Here is a 16,494-nt window from a genome sequence, read left to right as displayed (position 1 = left end):
TTCATCTGTTGTCAGGAATTTTGAAACGGCATTTTAATCGTTTCGTCTTAGAACTAGGCTATGGTGGAAACGTCGATCAAAGCCCAAAACTACAAAGTCCAGCCCATTGGCGGTGAGGGCAGGCGCACCCTTATGATCAAATTTCTAAAAGCTTTCTCCGGTGATGGCATTCGCCTTTTTATTCAGCTTTTCTATTTCTACCTTGTCGCCAATACGTTGACGATTGGGGAATTTGGCCTTTTTGCTACCGCATCTTCCATCGGTATTGTTCTGTCACGTTTAGCTGGGTTCGGGTTTCTATCGCCTCTTTACCGCATTGCGACAGTCAAACCGCGATTAATCGGCGTTTATACCGCTGGTTATTTAGCTGCTCTTGCTCTTTCGTTGCCGCTAGTCGCTATCATTGGCTGGGCGGTGCATACCATTTTCTTCGCAAACCTGATGCCTCTGGTTGTTTTTGTGATGATCGCCGGTACAGAAGTTTTGTTTTGGCGCACACTTGAGGCCGTCATCAACGTCAATAAGGGGTTGGAGAAGTTTGGTCTCGCCTCAATTGTGATTGTGTTCGGCTTTTCTGTCAAAGCGCTTGCAGCGCTGTATTTTGCGCTCAGCAGCGAGCCGGATCTGGCCTCTTGGGCTTTGATTTATATAATCTCGCAAGCCTTGATGGCCATGATTGCGATAATACTCTTTTATCCGCGTAGAAAATTACGTTTCGTTCCTAAACTTTATATACGCCGTATTCCCGATGCTTTGTCTGTTTCAGGAGCAGAGGTTCTTTTCTACATACAAAGCGAACTTGATAAGCTGGTTGTGCTGGCCATAGGCGGCAGTGTCGCTGCGGGCCTATATTCAATCATCATGCGGTTGGTGGATTTGACGGCTATGCCGGTTCGAACCTTCTCGACCTTGCTGACGCAGCGCTTAATGCGCAAACCTGAATTAATGAATTCAATGAGGATGCGGATTGGATTTGAAGTAGGGGTCTTTTTCGTCTCTGTCGCTGCGATTGCATGTATCGCTTTAGCACTTTTCATCAAACCGAATTTGCTTGGTGATAATGTCGCTCAAATTGCACCCTATATGGCGATTGTGTTGCTAGTGCCTGCGTTCCGCAACCTTATAGAATACCAAGCTGAATTGCTCTATGGGCGCGGTCAAAGCTTTCAGCGCCTGCTGAATTATCTTGTGCTGGGTATATTAAAAGCAGTGCTGCTTGTCTGGTTGCTCAGCACATATAATGCGCCCTCGCAGTGGATGGTCTGGATAAATGCTGTATTTGCAGCGCTCTACGCTGTCTCGCTCGTACTCACCTATACATCGCTTAAAAAACCAGCAATTCGCGTCTGAGTGTTATTAATTCGGTTTATAGCCAGAGGTTAGTTCACGAAACTTTTGCGGGTCCATAGGAATGAAGGATTGCACACCAAATGCAACTTGCTCCTGCGTTAAGTCATTCATGAACTTGATCAGTTCTTCATCGCTTGGTGCCGGGTCAAACCAACACATCGGGCATAGCATAACGTCCGTTCCCCAATGGCCTGCGCCCTTTAAAATGCTGTCGACATAAGCACCATAAAGCATGCATTCGGAGAATTTTCGGTTAGCACCAATCACAGAAATCCAAGGTCTGCCATGCTTGGTTGCCATATGATCGCACATGTCGATGACGGTCTGGCGGTTCCAACTTAAAAATGTGCAAACATAATTATGCTCAGACTGTTCCGCCTCTGGAATACTTAATGCGCGTCCTGCATGCGCCTTCCATTGAAGGTGATCGCTTTCAGCAAAAAGCGCGCCTTTTTCTTCACGCCATAAACGCAAGGCATCGCCATGCCAAATGTCTTGAACATTGAAAGGTTTCACAAATACAGTATCTGAATCACAATATAAAAGAGCGTCTTCGGTCAGTAAAAATGCGACTGCAATCCGTTTGATTTGTTGAACGTGCCAGCCATGTAAGGGCACTGTGAGTGGGCTTACCCAAACGCGGCGACCATTAGGCGATAATAGTTTTGGAACGCGGTATAACCACCAAGGCAGCAATTGCTTATCGGTGATTATTTTACGCTTCGGCCCTTCCAATTGTTTGAAAAGGGCTAGGTCAGGCACATCCACGAGAATGTAATGACATTCATAACCGGTTGCGTATCGGTCCATGCTTTCACACAGGATTTTGCAACGTTCAAAATCAGGTGCATAGCTGGCAGTAATGATGGCGTTGGTTTTTGTCATATTTTATTGTTTCTGCGATGTTGAGCAAAAAATTTGTAATGTAATACGTGAAAAATAAATAGCGGATTGCCGAGAATATAGCGTCGCCACATGCGGCTGGGCTCTTGAAGCAATCGGTAAACCCATTCAATTCTTAGATCGCGTGCCCATTTTGGCGCACGCTTTACATTGTCGGCTAGAAAATCAAAAAGTGCACCAACACCAAACACAACAGTACAATGTTCTGGTTTGATGTTGTTTGAAATCCAAAATTCTTGGCGTGGCACACCTAGCGCTACAAGCAAAATATCAGGTTGATAATCTGCAAGGGCAGCAAGCATGTCACCTTGTTCGTCTTGATTGATAAATCCGTGACCAACAACTTGAATATCGTGTCTTTCATCGAGTGCCGACAGTTTTTGTGCAGCTTTTTGGGCAATGGTTGGCGCTGCGCCATAAAGAGCAACTTTTAAAGGTGCGGGCGCTGAAGTTAGCACCAAGGGCGTAAAATCTGTGCCATTCAAATTCGATTTGAATTTCTGCCCATGCAATATTTTTGCGGCAATATCGACACCGACACCATCGGGCAAAACGGTGCATTGTTTAAGCACCTGCCGATATGCGTTATTGGCCCATGCAACATTGGCGCAATGCGCATTTAAATAATTTACAGTTGTGAACAGCTTTGAAGCGATCCGACCATGAATAAAAGCGAGTGCTTCGGATTGGCTGAGATTAGCAACCTGTGTTCCGGTTATATCAAGCGTCGGCAGATCGTCTTGCATAACATTATTTCCCAGACATCTTGTTCAGCGCCGTCTGCATGATTTCGTCCATGCGTTCGATCTGTGAGCTGCGAAAGGTTGATCCATCTATATCGCCAATGACGTTAGTTCTAACATCAAGCACATGGTCGGCGAGTGTTTTTGCAAACTCCTTGCCTGTATCGGCCATACGGACATTGCTTGGCAGATTTGCAATTGCCCGAATAGATGAGTGTGTCGCTACCGCTGGTAGGCCCATTTCGAAGGTTTCAATCGTTTTTAATTGAACGCCGGTTCCCTCGCGCGATGTTAATGCAATAACACGGCATTGACGTAAGAAGTCTTTTGCATTGAGAACACGGCCAAGAAACTGAACGCGCTTGTCACGTTGCGGAAAGCCCTTTGGTAATTTTCCAGCAATGGCAAGTGTTATACCGTCCGGTAAATGCGGCATGACCTCCTGTAGCATCCACTCAAGGCCAATGCGATTAGGTGCCCATGTCCATGTGCCGATCATACCGATATCGAATGCCTTAATGCGGCCATCCTTGTAGTTTTCAGCTTTTGGCGTAACCAGCGGCAGGCAGAGCGAGCGCTCATCACCATCAACGCCAAGGGGTGCTCGGTCTTCATCTGCAAAAGTCAGTACGAATTGCGCTTTTTTAGCGAGCCGTTTTTCAAGCTTCTCAAGATGTTTTGCCTCGCGCTGAAACATCAATTTTTCAATGATGCTGCTGGCTGCCTTTGCATTTGCTTGCGCGGAAATATGCTCAACATTATGTGCGATGAATATGAAAGGTTTTGCCGTGAGAGTTTTCTCAAATGCACCAGCGAGCGGAACACCGTTTAAAACGACGCCGTCCACATTCTCAATCGTTTCAAATGCTGCACGTAAAGCCTGATCATCCATCACCTTTAATTTTGCAGACGAAAAGGTGCTGCCATTTGCAATCGCCTTTGCCAGCCAAAGCAGCTTTTGCTTGGTTGAGGCGGTGTCAGTCTTAGGGTCAATCTCGCCAAGACAGACAGTATTGTCCGGATCGGCCAGTTCAACGCCGGGCCATTTGAAGCCAAAATGGGTCACTTTCACGCCGGCACGGCGCAGCGCACCAACAACAGCATGATTTGCGATATCAAAACCGCTTTCTGGTGCCCCGCAGGGCACAAGTGATGATGCAAAAACCAGATGCATATTTCTTCCCGAGTTAATCATGGTGCGTTTAGCACTCTTTTCTGAACTCAGCCTTAATCTAATTGGAAAAACATGAACTTTGTTGTTTTTAACGCTTCTGTAGCACTTGTTAACGATAAGTAGTGGCGTGGAAACAGGCATCATCATGAAACAGCGATTGGCAGATAACATATCATTGGTAGCCCAGACACCGGATCTGGATTGCGCTGCAGTTGATATCGTGGTGACGATTCCAACGTTTAAACGTCCAGAACATGTGCTTGAAACATTGCGTAGTGTTAGCAATCAGAAAACACAGCACATTGTTGCTATTATCGTGATGGAAAATGAAGCTGAAGCGCGTGAAGGCGCTAATGCTTGTTCACCTCTTTTCGAAGATGGCACGCATAACGGCCTTATTATCATTGCCCATGATCGTGGCAATTGCTGCGCTTATAATGCCGGTTGGTTCACAGCTTTGACCCAGTTTCCAAACCTCAAATATATTGCAGTTATTGACGACGATGAAATTGCTGCTCCACAATGGTTGGAAAATCTTTGTGCAACTGCTGAAAAGCAAGACGCCTCTTTTGTCGGGGGGCCGCAGCTTCCTGTCTTTGAAGGCGTCGTTAATGAAAAATGGAAGTCCCATCAGGTCTTCAAGCCGCATTACGAGACAACGGGCATGGTGGATATTCTTTATTCGTCCGGCAATCTTTTGGTGCGCAGAGATGCATTAAAGGCAATGCCTCAACCATTTTTTGATCTTGCTTTTAATTTTACTGGCGGCGGCGACGCTGATCTGATGCGGCGTGCTAAAGACAAAGGGTTTGATTTTGCTTGGTGCGCAGAAGCAGAAATTCACGAAACTGTACCAGAACGCCGTGTGACATGGGGCTGGATACAAAAGCGCGCTCTACGCAACGGCCAGCTTTCGGCGCTCATTGCCCATCGGCGTGCAAAAAGCACATGGGGCCACCTTAAAGTCATTCTTCATTCATTAGCTTTGCTGGCTGTATCGCCAGTACGGTCATTGTTTCAACTTGTAAGATCCGGTTCGGTATTGAGTTCTCTATATCCGGTTCATATTGCACTTGGGCGCATCGCATCCGAGTTTGGGTATGCCAATGAACAATATCGCAATCCAGAACAGAACTGATAAGCAGGGCATATCGCCCGCCATAATCTTTTCAGAGCTACGGCCTATTTTGGCTGTCGCTGTTCTTGCGTTGATTTGGGTTTCCTTTCGACCTTTTGCCGGTGGTTCTACGCAAGAGATCCAAAGTTCGCTTCTCAATCAGTTCGGTTATACTGGTTTGTTGGCTGCAACACTGTTTACACTATTGAGCACTATCGACCGACGCGCGATTTTTACCTATCTTAGTGTGCCGTGGATACTCATAATCGCACTATTTATTTTCTCGACCACATCCTCACCAGTTCCAGCTGATGCACATCGCGCTGTTGCATTTACATTGATTGCATTTTTACTGGCGGCAAGCTTTATCGTGCTGCCACGAACTGCAGATGAATTAAGCAAAGTGCTGGCAGTTGCGTGTTTTCTTGTGCTTGGATTGTCATATGCAGGTGTTGTGTTATGGCCAAACGCCGCCATTCACCAATTCTTTGAATCAGAATCACAACATGGCGGGTTATGGCGCGGCATCTATATTCATAAAAATATAACTGGGCCTATAATGGCTGTCATAGCGTTTGCTGGTGTTTATTTGATACGTCGAGGCCGTTGGATTAGTGGTGCGGCGATTGGGTTACTTGCTCTTTTCTTCATTGCACAAACAGGGTCGAAGACATCGTTGATTGTAGCGCCTGCTGTTGCTGCAATTATATTGCTCCCGACAATGGCTGGGATGCGCGGGCTATCTGCTTTTCTTGTGTTGACAGCTGTTTTAACAACACACGCGATGACAATAGGTACTGTCTATTCCAGCACCTTAGACTCTATTTTGCGGTCTATTGATCCTATAACAACTTTTACCGGACGGATCGAGATTTGGGAATTTTCTAAGCCATTTGTGTTATCTAATTTATGGAGTGGATACGGGTATGATGGGTTTTGGATGTCCGATGTTGTTATGTCCGCTGAAATACCGTTCGACGCTGATTGGGATCCGCGCGGCATTATCCATGGCCATAATGGTTACCTTGACGTCGTATTGATCATGGGCTTACCGGCGATGTTATTGCTTGTTTGGCTTTCATTGCTTGCGCCTATTATTGACTATCTGCGTGTTCCAAAATTAAAAGAGAATGTCTTTTTGTCAGATTTTCTTTTTATGATTGTTGCATTCACAGGTATGAATTCAGCGCTTGAGAGCTTCTATTTCCGGCGCATGGATCCAGTTTGGTTAACATTGGTCATTGCACTCTTTGGGCTTCGCTTGGTTGCAAGATTGCCTGTGAAGGCGCGCTAGAGCGCTTGCTCATATCCCGCTGTAACGTTATGCAAACATCTTTCAAATGAAAGGCAGAGCATGACCGATACTCAAAAATCAATCATTCTTGTAGGTTGCGGCAACATGGGGCGGGCCATGCTTGAAAGTTGGGTTGCATGCGAATGTGTGAAGCCGGAAAATATTCACGTTGTTGAACCTGCTGAAGCATTGCGCAATAAACTGACAACGTTCGGCGTAAGCATCTACAGCTCGGCAGATGCCCTGCCTGAGGGTTTGAAACCTGTCCTCTTCATCATGGCTGTCAAACCACAGGTCATGTTTGATGTGGCGCCAGATTATCAAAAATATGTTGATGGTGGGGCTGCCGTTTTAAGTATTGCAGCAGGTATTGGCACGAAGAGATTTGAAAATGCTTATGGCGCTTCAACGGCTGTCGTGCGCGTGATGCCCAACACACCTGCTGCTGTCGCAAAAGGTATGATGGTTATCTATACCAACGAATTTGTAACAGAGCAGCAAACGGCACTCGTCGAGGAGTTAATGCAGGCCAATGGCGCCTTCGCGACGATTGATGATGAAGCCTTGATGGACGCTGTTACTGCTGTTTCTGGATCAGGGCCCGCATATGTTTTTCATGTGATCGAAGCAATGATAGAGGCTGGAATTGCAGCAGGCTTGCCGGATGAAACCGCCAAATTATTGGCTGAGCAAACAGTTTACGGCGCAGCATGCTACGCAAAAGAAAGCGGCGTTGATGCAAAAACTCTGCGCGAGCAAGTAACCAGCCCGAATGGCACAACCGCTGCGGCGCTTGCTGTTTTGATGAAGGACGACGCGCTTAAAAATTTAATGCGCGATGCGGTGGCAGCTTCTAAGAAAAGATCAGAGGAACTGGGTTAATTATCAAACTCAAAGTCTGGCAATGAATTGAAGGCGTTTTTCAAAGCCTCACCCCATCCGTTGGATATGCTCGCAAAATAGGCATCGTCAGCTTCGATACGTTGAGAAGTGCCTATTTTAAAACTGTCAGTCTCATAAACTTGCGCATCAAGTGGAAGGCCAACCGAAAGGTTGGCTTTCACCGTCGAGTCAAATGAGACCATCAATAGTTTTATAGCGTCTTCAAATGCCATGTCCGGATCATAAGCACGAACGAGGATAGGCTTACCATATTTGGTTTCGCCTATCTGGAAGAACGGAGTATCCGCCCCAGCTTCGATGAAATTACCTTCTGGATAAATCAGAAAGAGACGCGGGGCGGAACCTTTAATCTGACCACCCAATATCATCGTTGCATTAAAGGTTGAGGAGGCTTCCTCGCCGCTGCGTGAATTGATTTGAATAACCTCGCGCAAAACACGCCCAGCAATGCGCGCGATTTGGAACATGGAAGGTGCTTCCATGATCGACGGTTCGCGGTCTTCAGGTGCTTTCGTGCGCTCTTCGAGAATGCTGACGGTCGCTTGGGTTGTTGCCAGATTACCTGCAGTCATGAGCGTGATGACACGTTCGCCAGGGGTTTCCCACGTGACCATTTTCTTAAAAACGGAAATATTGTCGATACCTGCATTGGTGCGGGTATCGGACATAAAAACAAGTCCCTTGTTCAGAGACATGCCAACACAATAAGTCATATTTCAAGAATCGCTTTATTTGTACAGGTTCTGTTTCTACTGCTGCACTTGCAGAGACACAAGCATCTTCTCAGCATTGGCCCTGCCAAACCGAAGACCGTAAATTGGCATAGCTTCGCTATAATCCAAACCTGTTGCCACACGAACATAGCGCTCATCTGGACAAATGCGGTTGGAAACATCAAATCCAACCCAGCCAATGCCTTCAACATGTGCTTCTGCCCATGCATGCGTTGCTTCTTGCTCAATACGGTCGTTCATCATGAGGTAGCCACTCACATAACGCGCAGGATAGCCAAGCTGGCGTGCTGCGGCGATGAAAATATGAGCGTGATCCTGACAAACGCCAGTTTTGGTTTCAAGCGCCTCTTCAGCCGTTGTTTTTGAATTTGTTGTACCGCTCTCATAGTCCACATTGTCCCGTATCAATGCTGACAGTGCATGAAGACGGGTTATGTCCGCTTCATCCTTATCAATATTGCGAACAAGATGCCGAATGCCTGAGCCTACCTTAGTGAGGGGGGTAGAGCGTTTAAAATACCAAAGTGGTGTAAACCCGCCATGAACGCCAACAACGCCATTATTGTCGGTTGTTTCAACCTCACCTTCACTGCGCACGATAATCTTGGATCGCCCTGGCTCAAACAAAACCAAGTTAACGTGATTATTGTGCTGATCATCATAGGAAGCTTGCTTGGTGCCGCCTTCAATTGTTGTTTCCCAATTGATGATACGTTGCCCGGCGCGATCTTTGGGCGTTAGCCTGATTTGTTGAAGCGCATAAGAAACAGGCGTTTCATACGTATATGTCGTCTCATGTTTGATCTTTAAACGCATATCTATTCCGTAAACCGGTAATCTTTTTGAAGCTGCACGCTTAGCGCGTTGCTGTTGTTGAGGAACCGACGAAGAAATTCGTGGAGCCCCTCATCAAAAATACTATCGATATCCCGGTTGTTAACCGATTGGTTGAGTTTATCACCCATTTCAAAACTGGGTAAATCAGAGCTATATTCTTCACGCAGATAATTAAGATTGTCCAATATTTGTACGCAACAGAAAGCCAATGAACGTGGCATACGTTTGTCGAGGACTAAAAAATCAGCAATGCTTTTCGGGCTCATCTTGCCCGTATGGGTCCAGTTATAAGAGCGGAATGCAGACACCGATCTTAGAATTGTTTCCCATTGCACATTGTCGAGCGAAGAACCGACAAGTGATACTGATGGCAGCAACACATAATATTTGACGTCCAAAATACGAGCGGTGCTGTCCGCGCGTTCAAAAAAAGTACCAAGGCGAATGAAGTTGAAGATGTCATTGCGCATCATCGTGCCGTGCGTAGCGCCGCGCACCAAAGCACTTTGCTGACGAATTGTGGTGAGCACCTCGGGCAATTCCTGCTCAGTAACGCGCTTTGATAAAAGCTTAGAAAGCGTCATCCAGCATTCATTGGTTGCTTCCCAAGTTTCGCGTGTAAGCGCAGTGCGCACAAGCTTGGCATTATTTCGAGCAGCTTCGATAACCGATATTACGCTGGATGGATTGTGCTTATCGCGTAGCAAAAAATCGATAACATTCGGGCCAGTATAGCTGTCATGTGTTGCGTCAAATGCAGCGGATGCACCTGCGGTTTTGATGATCGATTGCCACTCTTTTTCGGCAGATTTTGATCGTGTTAAGGCAATCCGAAACCCTGCTTCAACAAGACGTGCAGTGTTCTCTGCGCGCTCAAGATAGCGAAACATCCAGAAAAGACCGCCTGCGGTTTTACCGAGCATCATTCCTCCAAAACCCATGTGTCTTTAGTGCCGCCACCTTGGCTTGAATTGACAACTAAAGATCCTTTTTTAAGTGCAACGCGGGTCAGGCCGCCAGGCACTATATCAACGCCTTTAGGCGAGACCAGAACATATGGCCGCAAATCAACATGACGCGGCGACAGACCTTTTTTGGTCAGGATAGGCACAGTTGAAAGCGAAAGCGTTGGTTGCGCAATATAGTTGGATGGTTTGGCTTTTAGTTTCGCACGAAACTCCGAAATCTCTTTTTTCGATGATGTCGGCCCAACCAACATTCCATATCCGCCAGAGCCGTGGACTTCTTTAACGACAAGATCAGCAAGATTATCCAATACATATTTCAACGAATCTTCCTCAGAACACCGCCATGTTGGCACATTCTCAAGAATTGCTTTTTCGCCCGTATAGAACTCAACAATGTCAGGCATATAAGAATAGATCGCCTTATCATCGGCGATGCCAGTGCCGGGTGCATTGGCAATAGTAATGCCGCCAGCTTTATAAATATCCATAATGCCAGGGACGCCAAGCAGTGAGTCCGGACGGAAGTTCATCGGGTCAAGATAATCATCATCGATACGGCGGTACAGCACGTCAATTGGCGTGTAGCCACGGGTCGTACGCATCGCAATGCGTCCATCAATGACCTGTAAGTCGTGCCCTTCGACCAGCTCCGCACCCATTTGATCGGCAAGGAAAGAGTGCTCGAAATAAGCTGAATTGTGAATGCCGGGCGTTAATACCGCAACAACAGGTTCGTTTTTTGTTGCAGCGGGCGCACATTCTGCCAAAGAGCGCCGCAAATTAGCTGGGTAGTCACTGACGGGCCGTATCTGAAGCTTTGTAAAAACTTCCGGAAACATTTGCAGCATCGTTTCGCGGTTTTCCAGCATGTAGGAAACGCCGGATGGTGTGCGTGCATTGTCTTCCAGTACATAAAACTGGTCGTCATCAGTTCTCACTAAATCAGTGCCAACAATATGGGTATAGATACCGCCTGGCGGTGTAACGCCAATCATCTGAGGCAGAAATGCTTCATTTTGCGCGATCAAGTGATGCGGAATGCGTCCTGCGCGTAAAATCTCTTGGCGGTGATAAATATCATAAAGGAAGGCATTGATTGCCTTTACCCTTTGTTCGATGCCGCGTGAAAGCTTGTTCCATTCTTTCGCAGCAATAATGCGCGGTACAATATCGAATGGGATTAAGCGCTCATCGGCTTCGTCTTGACCATAAACATTAAATGTAATGCCGGTGCGCCGAAAAAAGCCCTCGCATTCCATCGCCTTCTTCTTAAGGCGGGCAGGGTCTTGCGAGTGAAACCACTCAGAGTAATCAGAATAGGGGGCACGCTCTTGAGCTTCGTCGTCAATTGTGTGCCCAAACATCTCATCAAAATACATAGGCTTATCTCCGATACTAATGAGCGTATGGCATAGGAGAAATTGTGCAAGTGTGATTTGTGATTAAATTATAAGCAATGCTACACTATATTCGTCTTACGATAATTGAGCCAGCTGAATAGCCAGCGCCAAAAGAACAAATGACGCCAAGGTCGCCGGAATTTAAATCATCACTATGTTGAGAAAATGCAATAATTGAACCGGCGGACGATGTATTTGCATAGTCTTGGAGGATGTTGGGTTGCTCATGCGTTTCTGGAGTTCGGCCAAGAACTTTATTGCCGATAAAATCGTTCATCGTTTTATTTGCTTGGTGAAGCCAAAGGCGTGACACCTCATCTGCCGACAGATCATTAGCAGTCAAATGATCTGTAATGAGAGCGCTTACCATTGGCACGACTTCGCGAAAAACTTTACGTCCTTCTTGGCGAAACAACATATCGCGACGATCGTCCATATGGTTTTCGCGGGTCCGTCTCAAAAAGCCGGAATCATTACGAATATTATTAGAAAACTGGGTAATGCACTTCGTGTCGAGAATCTCGAATTGGGCTTCTGACGTCGCCAAATCAGCACGTTCCAAAATCATTGCCGTGCAAACATCGCCAAAGATAAAATGGCAGTCGCGGTCACGCCATTCCAGATGCGCAGAACAAATTTCAGGATTGACGATCAATATAGAGCGGGCGGAGCCACCACGGATCATATCGCGCGCTGCTTGAATGCCGAATGTGGCAGAGGAGCAGGCGACATTCATGTCAAAAGCAAAGCCGTTGATCTCAAGTGCCTCTTGTACCTCTATGGCAATGGCTGGGTATGCGCGTTCGTGGTTAGATGCCGCGCAAATGACAGCATCAATATCAGAGGCTGATTTACCAGCTTTTTGAAGCGCTTCTTTTGCCGCCGCAACGGCCATCTCTGCCATTTGCGATAGTTCTGTTTCATCGCGCGCGCGCAAAACAGGGTGCATAATATCAGGATCAAGGATGCCTGTTTTATTCAGGACATATCTTTGTTCAATGCCCGATGCTTTCTTGATAAATTCTGGTGAAGAGTAGGGCACAGCCGCCATTTCACCGGTCTCAATTGCCGCGGCATTCTTTTCGTTGAACTTATCCGCATAGGCATTAAAAGCGACGACAAGCTCTTCATTGGTAATGACATTTTCAGGTGTGAATACACCGGTGCCTGTAATTACAACTTGTGTCATCCCGTAACCCTTTATTTTTATTCTCTATTCCAACGAAGCCAATAAGGTAGGTTTACGCTCATAAAGGCCAAAAAAACATTAATGCCGGTACAGAGACAATAATGACGATGATTTCTAACAAAAGACCCATACGCCAATAATCACCGAACTGATAATTGCCGGGGCCCATAATGATCGTATTATTTTTGTGCCCGATTGGTGTAAGGAATGCGCAAGAGGCAGCAACCGCAACGCCCATCAAAAATGGGTCAGGGCTTGCGCCGATTGAGTTGGCAACTGAAACGCCAATAGGCGCAGCAATAAGCGCAGTAGCCACATTATTCAAAAAGTCAGAGAGCGTCATTGTGACGACCATCAGAACCGTAAGAATAGCCCATGCAGGAAAACCTTCGGTTTGTTCAACGATTGCGTCTGCAATGAGAGATGTGCCGCCGGTACTTTCTAGTGCGCTACTTAATGGAATGAGGCAGGCCAAAAGAACGATGACCTTCCATTCAATCAGTTCGTAAAAGTCTGAACCGCCGATTAAGCCAGCAGCAACATAGGAGATCACACATAGACCCAGCGCTATGGAAAGGTCCATTATCCCAAGCACAGAAAGCATGATGGCAGCGGCAAACGCACCGATGGCAAATATTGCCTTTGTGCGTTGAATAACTTCCGTTCTGCGGTCCGCAAGTGGCAAAACGCCAAGCCAATTCGTTACTTCGTCCATGCGTTCTTCTGGCCCAAGAAGCAGCAACATATCGCCTGGCTTAATCGGCAAACGGCGAACACGATCACGAAAGCGAACACCGTTGCGCGATACACCAAGCAGCGTGACACCGCGTCTGTAAAGCAGGCGTAAATCTATTGCGGTGCGTCCAGCGATGCGCGCATTGTCAGGAACGATGACTTCAAGAATAGCCAAGGAGGAGCCACGAAGGCCGCCATGTTTCTCTGCGCCAACAAAATCAAGATCAGCGGCACCCATGAATTTTTCAATTGATTTAGGGTCGCCCTCAAGAACGAGAAAGTCTCCGGCGCGTGTTTCCACCATGCGCGAAAAGCCAGGCAGGCGCTTGCCGTTACGCACAAGCCCAAGCACAGTAATATCGTGCTCATTCGCTGCCGGATAAAGCTCGCGCAATTGTTTGCCGATTGATTTGGACTCGTCCTTTATCCGTGCTTCGCAAACATAAAGACCCGCATCGCCTTCGAGCGAGCCGCTATTGGCGCGCTCTGGAATAAACCGCCAACCGATAATGGCGACATATAAAATACCAACCAGTGATACCGTGAGGCCGACAGGCGCAAAATCAAACATTTGATAAGGTTCGCCCAATGCCGTGCCACGGTACTGAGCGATAACGATGTTCGGCGGCGTGCCGATTAGCGTTATCATGCCGCCCAATATCGTCGCAAATGATAATGGCATAAGCGAAAGAGAAATCGCGCGCTTGGCTTTATTCGCCGCGCCGATATCAAGCGACATCAACAGTGCAAGTGCCGCGACATTGTTGATGACTGCAGACAAAGCAGCGCCCGCAATCGACATAATGGAAATGTGAACAGGTAAAGGTCTGTCCGGTTTGACAACAAAACGCGCGATCAATTCGACCGCGCCAGAGTTCATCAGGCCTTTGCTAACAATCAGCACCAGTGCGATAATCACCACAGCGGGATGACCAAACCCCATGAAGGCTTCATTGTAGGGCAAATAGCCCAGAATTACCGCGATCATCAGAGCCGCAAAGGCTACGAGATCGTAGCGAATGCGGCCCCAGATAAGAAAGCCAAACAAGACACCAAAGAGCACAAATAGAATGATCTGATCTGTCGTCATAATGTGCGCTCCATTGGTTTAGTTGTCTTGATTAACCAATGCAGCGTCAACAGGAAACCTAAAATTTAGGTTTAGTGCGACCTGCGTTTGATTTAGGTTTTTTGACTTTTGCGCCTTTTGGCTTTTTCTTCGCCCAACCTTCTTTGGTTGATGGATCAGCAGCTGGTTTTGGTCCTCTTTTCGAAGGAGCGCCATCATTGCTACCGGCTTTGTCAAAACTCTGTGGCTGGCGATCGCCGCGCGGCTTGCGTGCGCCAAAACCTTTTTTATTCGCAGGCTTTGGTGCACGTTCACGTTCTTCCGGCTTCAAGAATGATTCTTGCTTGAAAGTCGGTGTTCCATCGAGCGCTTTGACTGTGATGTTTTTTTCTAATGTGTTGTTCGGTCCAAGCGTCATGAAGAATTTTTCAGCATGATCACCATCAAGCTGAACGAAAGTCTCTTCATTCTGCATTTTGATTTGGCCGATTTGGCGCTTGGTGATGCCGCCAGCATTACAAATCAATGGAATGAGCCAGCGCGGTTCAGCGTTTTGGCGACGCCCAACTGAAAGTGAAACCCATTGCACATTTTCAAATTCATCACGTGAAGGGCGTGGTTCGCGTTCAGAACGTTCACCGCGATCATTGTTGCCACGTTCGCGCGGCGTATCAAACGCAACTTGTTCAATATCTTCTGGCGCTGATTTACCTGCTTTGATTGTCCGCACAAACGCAGCAGCCAATTGTTCAGGTGAGAACTGCCCCATAAGACGATCAATGAATTCGCGCTCTTCATCAGCAATAGGATCGTTCAAAATCGGATCAGCAATCAAACGCTCTTCATCGCGTGCAATCACTTCATCAGCGCTTGGCGGGCTTGCCCAGATTGCTTCCACTTTTGCAAAGCGCAAAATACGTTCAGCTTTTTTGCGTCCGCGCGGGTCAATCATCAGTGCGCTAACACCTTTGTTGCCAGCACGGCCCGTGCGGCCTGAACGGTGAAGTAGCGTTTCTGGATTGCTTGGCAATTCAGCGTGAACAACAAGATCAAGGCCCGGTAAATCAATACCGCGCGCAGCGACATCGGTCGCGATACAAACACGTGCACGTCCATCGCGCATTGCTTGAAGCGCATGTGTGCGCTCGTTTTGAGAAAGCTCGCCAGAAAGCGCTACGACAGAAAAACCACGATTGTTAAAGCGTGCAACCAAATGGTTCACGCTGGCGCGGGTGTTACAGAAAACAAGGGCGTTTTTAGCCTCATAATAACGCAAGACGTTGATAATCGCGTTTTCTTTTTCGCGGCCAGAAACACTCAAAGCACGGTATTCAATGTCACCGTGCTGTTTTTCTTCGCCTTTGGCTTCCACACGAACGGCATCACGCTGATAGCTTTTTGCAAGCTTTGCAATCATCGCTGGCACAGTCGCCGAGAACATCAATGTGCGGCGTTCTGTTGGCATTTCATCAAGAATAAACTCAAGGTCTTCTTTAAAGCCAAGATCAAGCATTTCGTCAGCTTCATCCAGAACGACAGCACGCATTTTGGAAAGATCGAGCGATTTGCGCATAATATGATCGCGCAGACGGCCCGGCGTGCCAACAACGATATTTGCACCGCGTGATAAAGCACGGCGTTCGTCGCGCATATCCATGCCGCCGACACAAGAGCAGATAACCGCATTTGCATCCTTGTAGAGCCAGTCTAGTTCGCGCTTAACCTGCAATGCGAGTTCGCGCGTTGGCGCAACAACAAGAGCAAACGGTTCAGCTGCAAATAAAAATTTATCTTCGCCGTCGAGCAGTGTTGGCGCGATTGCTATGCCGAAAGCAACAGTTTTACCTGATCCGGTTTGGGCCGAAACGAGCAAATCTTTGTCGCGGTAATCAGGGTTCAAAATATCAGTTTGAACCTGTGTAAGTGTTTCATAACCGCGATTTGATAACGCGGTAACAAGCGCCGGAGAGACGCCTTCAAAATTGGACATTTGTGTCTTTCGAATAAAGGTGGCGCAATATATTATGCAAAGCCATATGTGTGGGCGCATTTGTGCGCATTTTCAGTTGACGTTCTGT

Annotated in this window: 14 protein-coding genes; 4 read left to right on the top strand and 10 right to left on the bottom strand. The window is 47.2% G+C overall.

What is annotated here, in order from left to right; genetic code table 11:
• The first annotated feature begins 60 nt into the window (after positions 1–60).
• Positions 61–1,350, top strand: coding sequence for a lipopolysaccharide biosynthesis protein (locus C504_RS0107385; protein ID WP_018688686.1), 1,290 nt, complete (start codon positions 61–63; stop codon positions 1,348–1,350).
• A 6-nt stretch (positions 1,351–1,356) separates the two neighbouring features.
• On the opposite strand, the gene C504_RS17405 is transcribed toward C504_RS0107385, so the two are convergent.
• From C504_RS17405 to C504_RS0107370, 3 genes are read right to left on the bottom strand one after another with little or no spacing between them, the layout of a single operon-like run.
• A complete protein-coding gene (locus C504_RS17405; protein WP_018688685.1) occupies positions 1,357–2,235 on the bottom strand; it encodes a DUF6492 family protein in 879 nt (292 codons plus the stop codon).
• A complete protein-coding gene (locus C504_RS17400; protein ID WP_018688684.1) occupies positions 2,232–2,999 on the bottom strand; it encodes a WecB/TagA/CpsF family glycosyltransferase in 768 nt (255 codons plus the stop codon). The genes C504_RS17405 and C504_RS17400 overlap by 4 nt, the downstream gene beginning before the upstream one ends.
• Positions 3,000–3,003: 4 nt before the next feature.
• A complete protein-coding gene (locus tag C504_RS0107370; protein ID WP_018688683.1) occupies positions 3,004–4,170 on the bottom strand; it encodes a glycosyltransferase in 1,167 nt (388 codons plus the stop codon).
• Positions 4,171–4,315: 145 nt separating this feature from the next.
• On the opposite strand from C504_RS0107370, the gene C504_RS0107365 reads away from it, so the two are divergent.
• The 3 genes from C504_RS0107365 to proC are packed head-to-tail and all read left to right on the top strand — an operon-like array spanning position 4,316 to position 7,463.
• Positions 4,316–5,308 (top strand): glycosyltransferase family 2 protein, encoded by a 993-nt coding sequence (locus C504_RS0107365; RefSeq protein WP_018688682.1) that lies wholly within the window; start codon positions 4,316–4,318, stop codon positions 5,306–5,308.
• Complete coding sequence (locus C504_RS0107360; protein WP_018688681.1) at positions 5,277–6,581, top strand: O-antigen ligase family protein; 1,305 nt, start codon at positions 5,277–5,279, stop codon at positions 6,579–6,581. The genes C504_RS0107365 and C504_RS0107360 overlap by 32 nt, the downstream gene beginning before the upstream one ends.
• Positions 6,582–6,641: 60 nt before the next feature.
• The gene (gene proC, locus C504_RS0107355) at positions 6,642–7,463 is read left to right on the top strand and encodes a pyrroline-5-carboxylate reductase (protein ID WP_018688680.1); all 822 of its coding nucleotides are present in this window, start codon (positions 6,642–6,644) and stop codon (positions 7,461–7,463) included.
• Here the strand turns inward: proC and C504_RS0107350 are convergent.
• The 7 genes from C504_RS0107350 to C504_RS0107320 form a co-directional block, all read right to left on the bottom strand.
• Positions 7,460–8,197, bottom strand: a complete 738-nt coding sequence (locus C504_RS0107350) for a proteasome-type protease (RefSeq protein ID WP_018688679.1) — start codon at positions 8,195–8,197, stop codon at positions 7,460–7,462. The two genes, proC and C504_RS0107350, sit on opposite strands and share 4 nt — an antisense overlap.
• A 36-nt stretch (positions 8,198–8,233) precedes the next feature.
• The gene (locus C504_RS0107345; RefSeq protein WP_018688678.1) at positions 8,234–9,034 is read right to left on the bottom strand and encodes a transglutaminase family protein; all 801 of its coding nucleotides are present in this window, start codon (positions 9,032–9,034) and stop codon (positions 8,234–8,236) included.
• A 2-nt stretch (positions 9,035–9,036) separates the two neighbouring features.
• A complete protein-coding gene (locus tag C504_RS0107340; protein WP_018688677.1) occupies positions 9,037–9,978 on the bottom strand; it encodes an alpha-E domain-containing protein in 942 nt (313 codons plus the stop codon).
• Positions 9,978–11,402 carry a circularly permuted type 2 ATP-grasp protein gene (locus C504_RS0107335; protein ID WP_018688676.1) on the bottom strand — a complete coding sequence of 475 codons (1,425 nt, stop codon included), beginning with the start codon at positions 11,400–11,402 and terminating at the stop codon, positions 9,978–9,980. Before C504_RS0107335 ends, C504_RS0107340 begins: the two co-directional genes overlap by 1 nt.
• 85 nt (positions 11,403–11,487) lie before the next feature.
• Entirely contained in the window at positions 11,488–12,612 is a 1,125-nt protein-coding gene (locus C504_RS0107330) for a beta-ketoacyl-ACP synthase III (RefSeq protein WP_018688675.1), read from the bottom strand.
• A gap of 58 nt (positions 12,613–12,670) precedes the next feature.
• Positions 12,671–14,437 carry an SLC13 family permease gene (locus tag C504_RS0107325; RefSeq protein ID WP_018688674.1) on the bottom strand — a complete coding sequence of 589 codons (1,767 nt, stop codon included), beginning with the start codon at positions 14,435–14,437 and terminating at the stop codon, positions 12,671–12,673.
• 58 nt (positions 14,438–14,495) lie between these two features.
• Positions 14,496–16,406: a DEAD/DEAH box helicase gene (locus C504_RS0107320; RefSeq protein ID WP_018688673.1), complete on the bottom strand. Its 1,911-nt coding sequence runs from the start codon at positions 16,404–16,406 to the stop codon at positions 14,496–14,498.
• Positions 16,407–16,494: the final 88 nt, after the last annotated feature.

The organism is Ahrensia kielensis DSM 5890, assembly GCF_000374465.1.
In the GTDB taxonomy this organism is placed as follows: Bacteria; Pseudomonadota; Alphaproteobacteria; order Rhizobiales; family Rhizobiaceae; genus Ahrensia; species Ahrensia kielensis.
Note: the sequence above shows the minus strand (reverse complement) of the source record. Positions and strands in the feature narration are given on the sequence as shown.

Bases quoted from the DNA above. Each gene is read 5' to 3' on its own strand.
- C504_RS0107385 (WP_018688686.1), top strand. From the start codon at position 61: ATGGTGGAAACGTCGATCAAAGCCCAAAACTACAAAGTCCAGCCCATT.
- C504_RS17405 (WP_018688685.1), bottom strand. From the start codon at position 2,235: ATGACAAAAACCAACGCCATCATTACTGCCAGCTATGCACCTGATTTT.
- C504_RS17400 (WP_018688684.1), bottom strand. From the start codon at position 2,999: ATGCAAGACGATCTGCCGACGCTTGATATAACCGGAACACAGGTTGCT.
- C504_RS0107370 (WP_018688683.1), bottom strand. From the start codon at position 4,170: ATGCATCTGGTTTTTGCATCATCACTTGTGCCCTGCGGGGCACCAGAA.
- C504_RS0107365 (WP_018688682.1), top strand. From the start codon at position 4,316: ATGAAACAGCGATTGGCAGATAACATATCATTGGTAGCCCAGACACCG.
- C504_RS0107360 (WP_018688681.1), top strand. From the start codon at position 5,277: ATGAACAATATCGCAATCCAGAACAGAACTGATAAGCAGGGCATATCG.
- proC (WP_018688680.1), top strand. From the start codon at position 6,642: ATGACCGATACTCAAAAATCAATCATTCTTGTAGGTTGCGGCAACATG.
- C504_RS0107350 (WP_018688679.1), bottom strand. From the start codon at position 8,197: ATGACTTATTGTGTTGGCATGTCTCTGAACAAGGGACTTGTTTTTATG.
- C504_RS0107345 (WP_018688678.1), bottom strand. From the start codon at position 9,034: ATGCGTTTAAAGATCAAACATGAGACGACATATACGTATGAAACGCCT.
- C504_RS0107340 (WP_018688677.1), bottom strand. From the start codon at position 9,978: ATGCTCGGTAAAACCGCAGGCGGTCTTTTCTGGATGTTTCGCTATCTT.
- C504_RS0107335 (WP_018688676.1), bottom strand. From the start codon at position 11,402: ATGTATTTTGATGAGATGTTTGGGCACACAATTGACGACGAAGCTCAA.
- C504_RS0107330 (WP_018688675.1), bottom strand. From the start codon at position 12,612: ATGACACAAGTTGTAATTACAGGCACCGGTGTATTCACACCTGAAAAT.
- C504_RS0107325 (WP_018688674.1), bottom strand. From the start codon at position 14,437: ATGACGACAGATCAGATCATTCTATTTGTGCTCTTTGGTGTCTTGTTT.
- C504_RS0107320 (WP_018688673.1), bottom strand. From the start codon at position 16,406: ATGTCCAATTTTGAAGGCGTCTCTCCGGCGCTTGTTACCGCGTTATCA.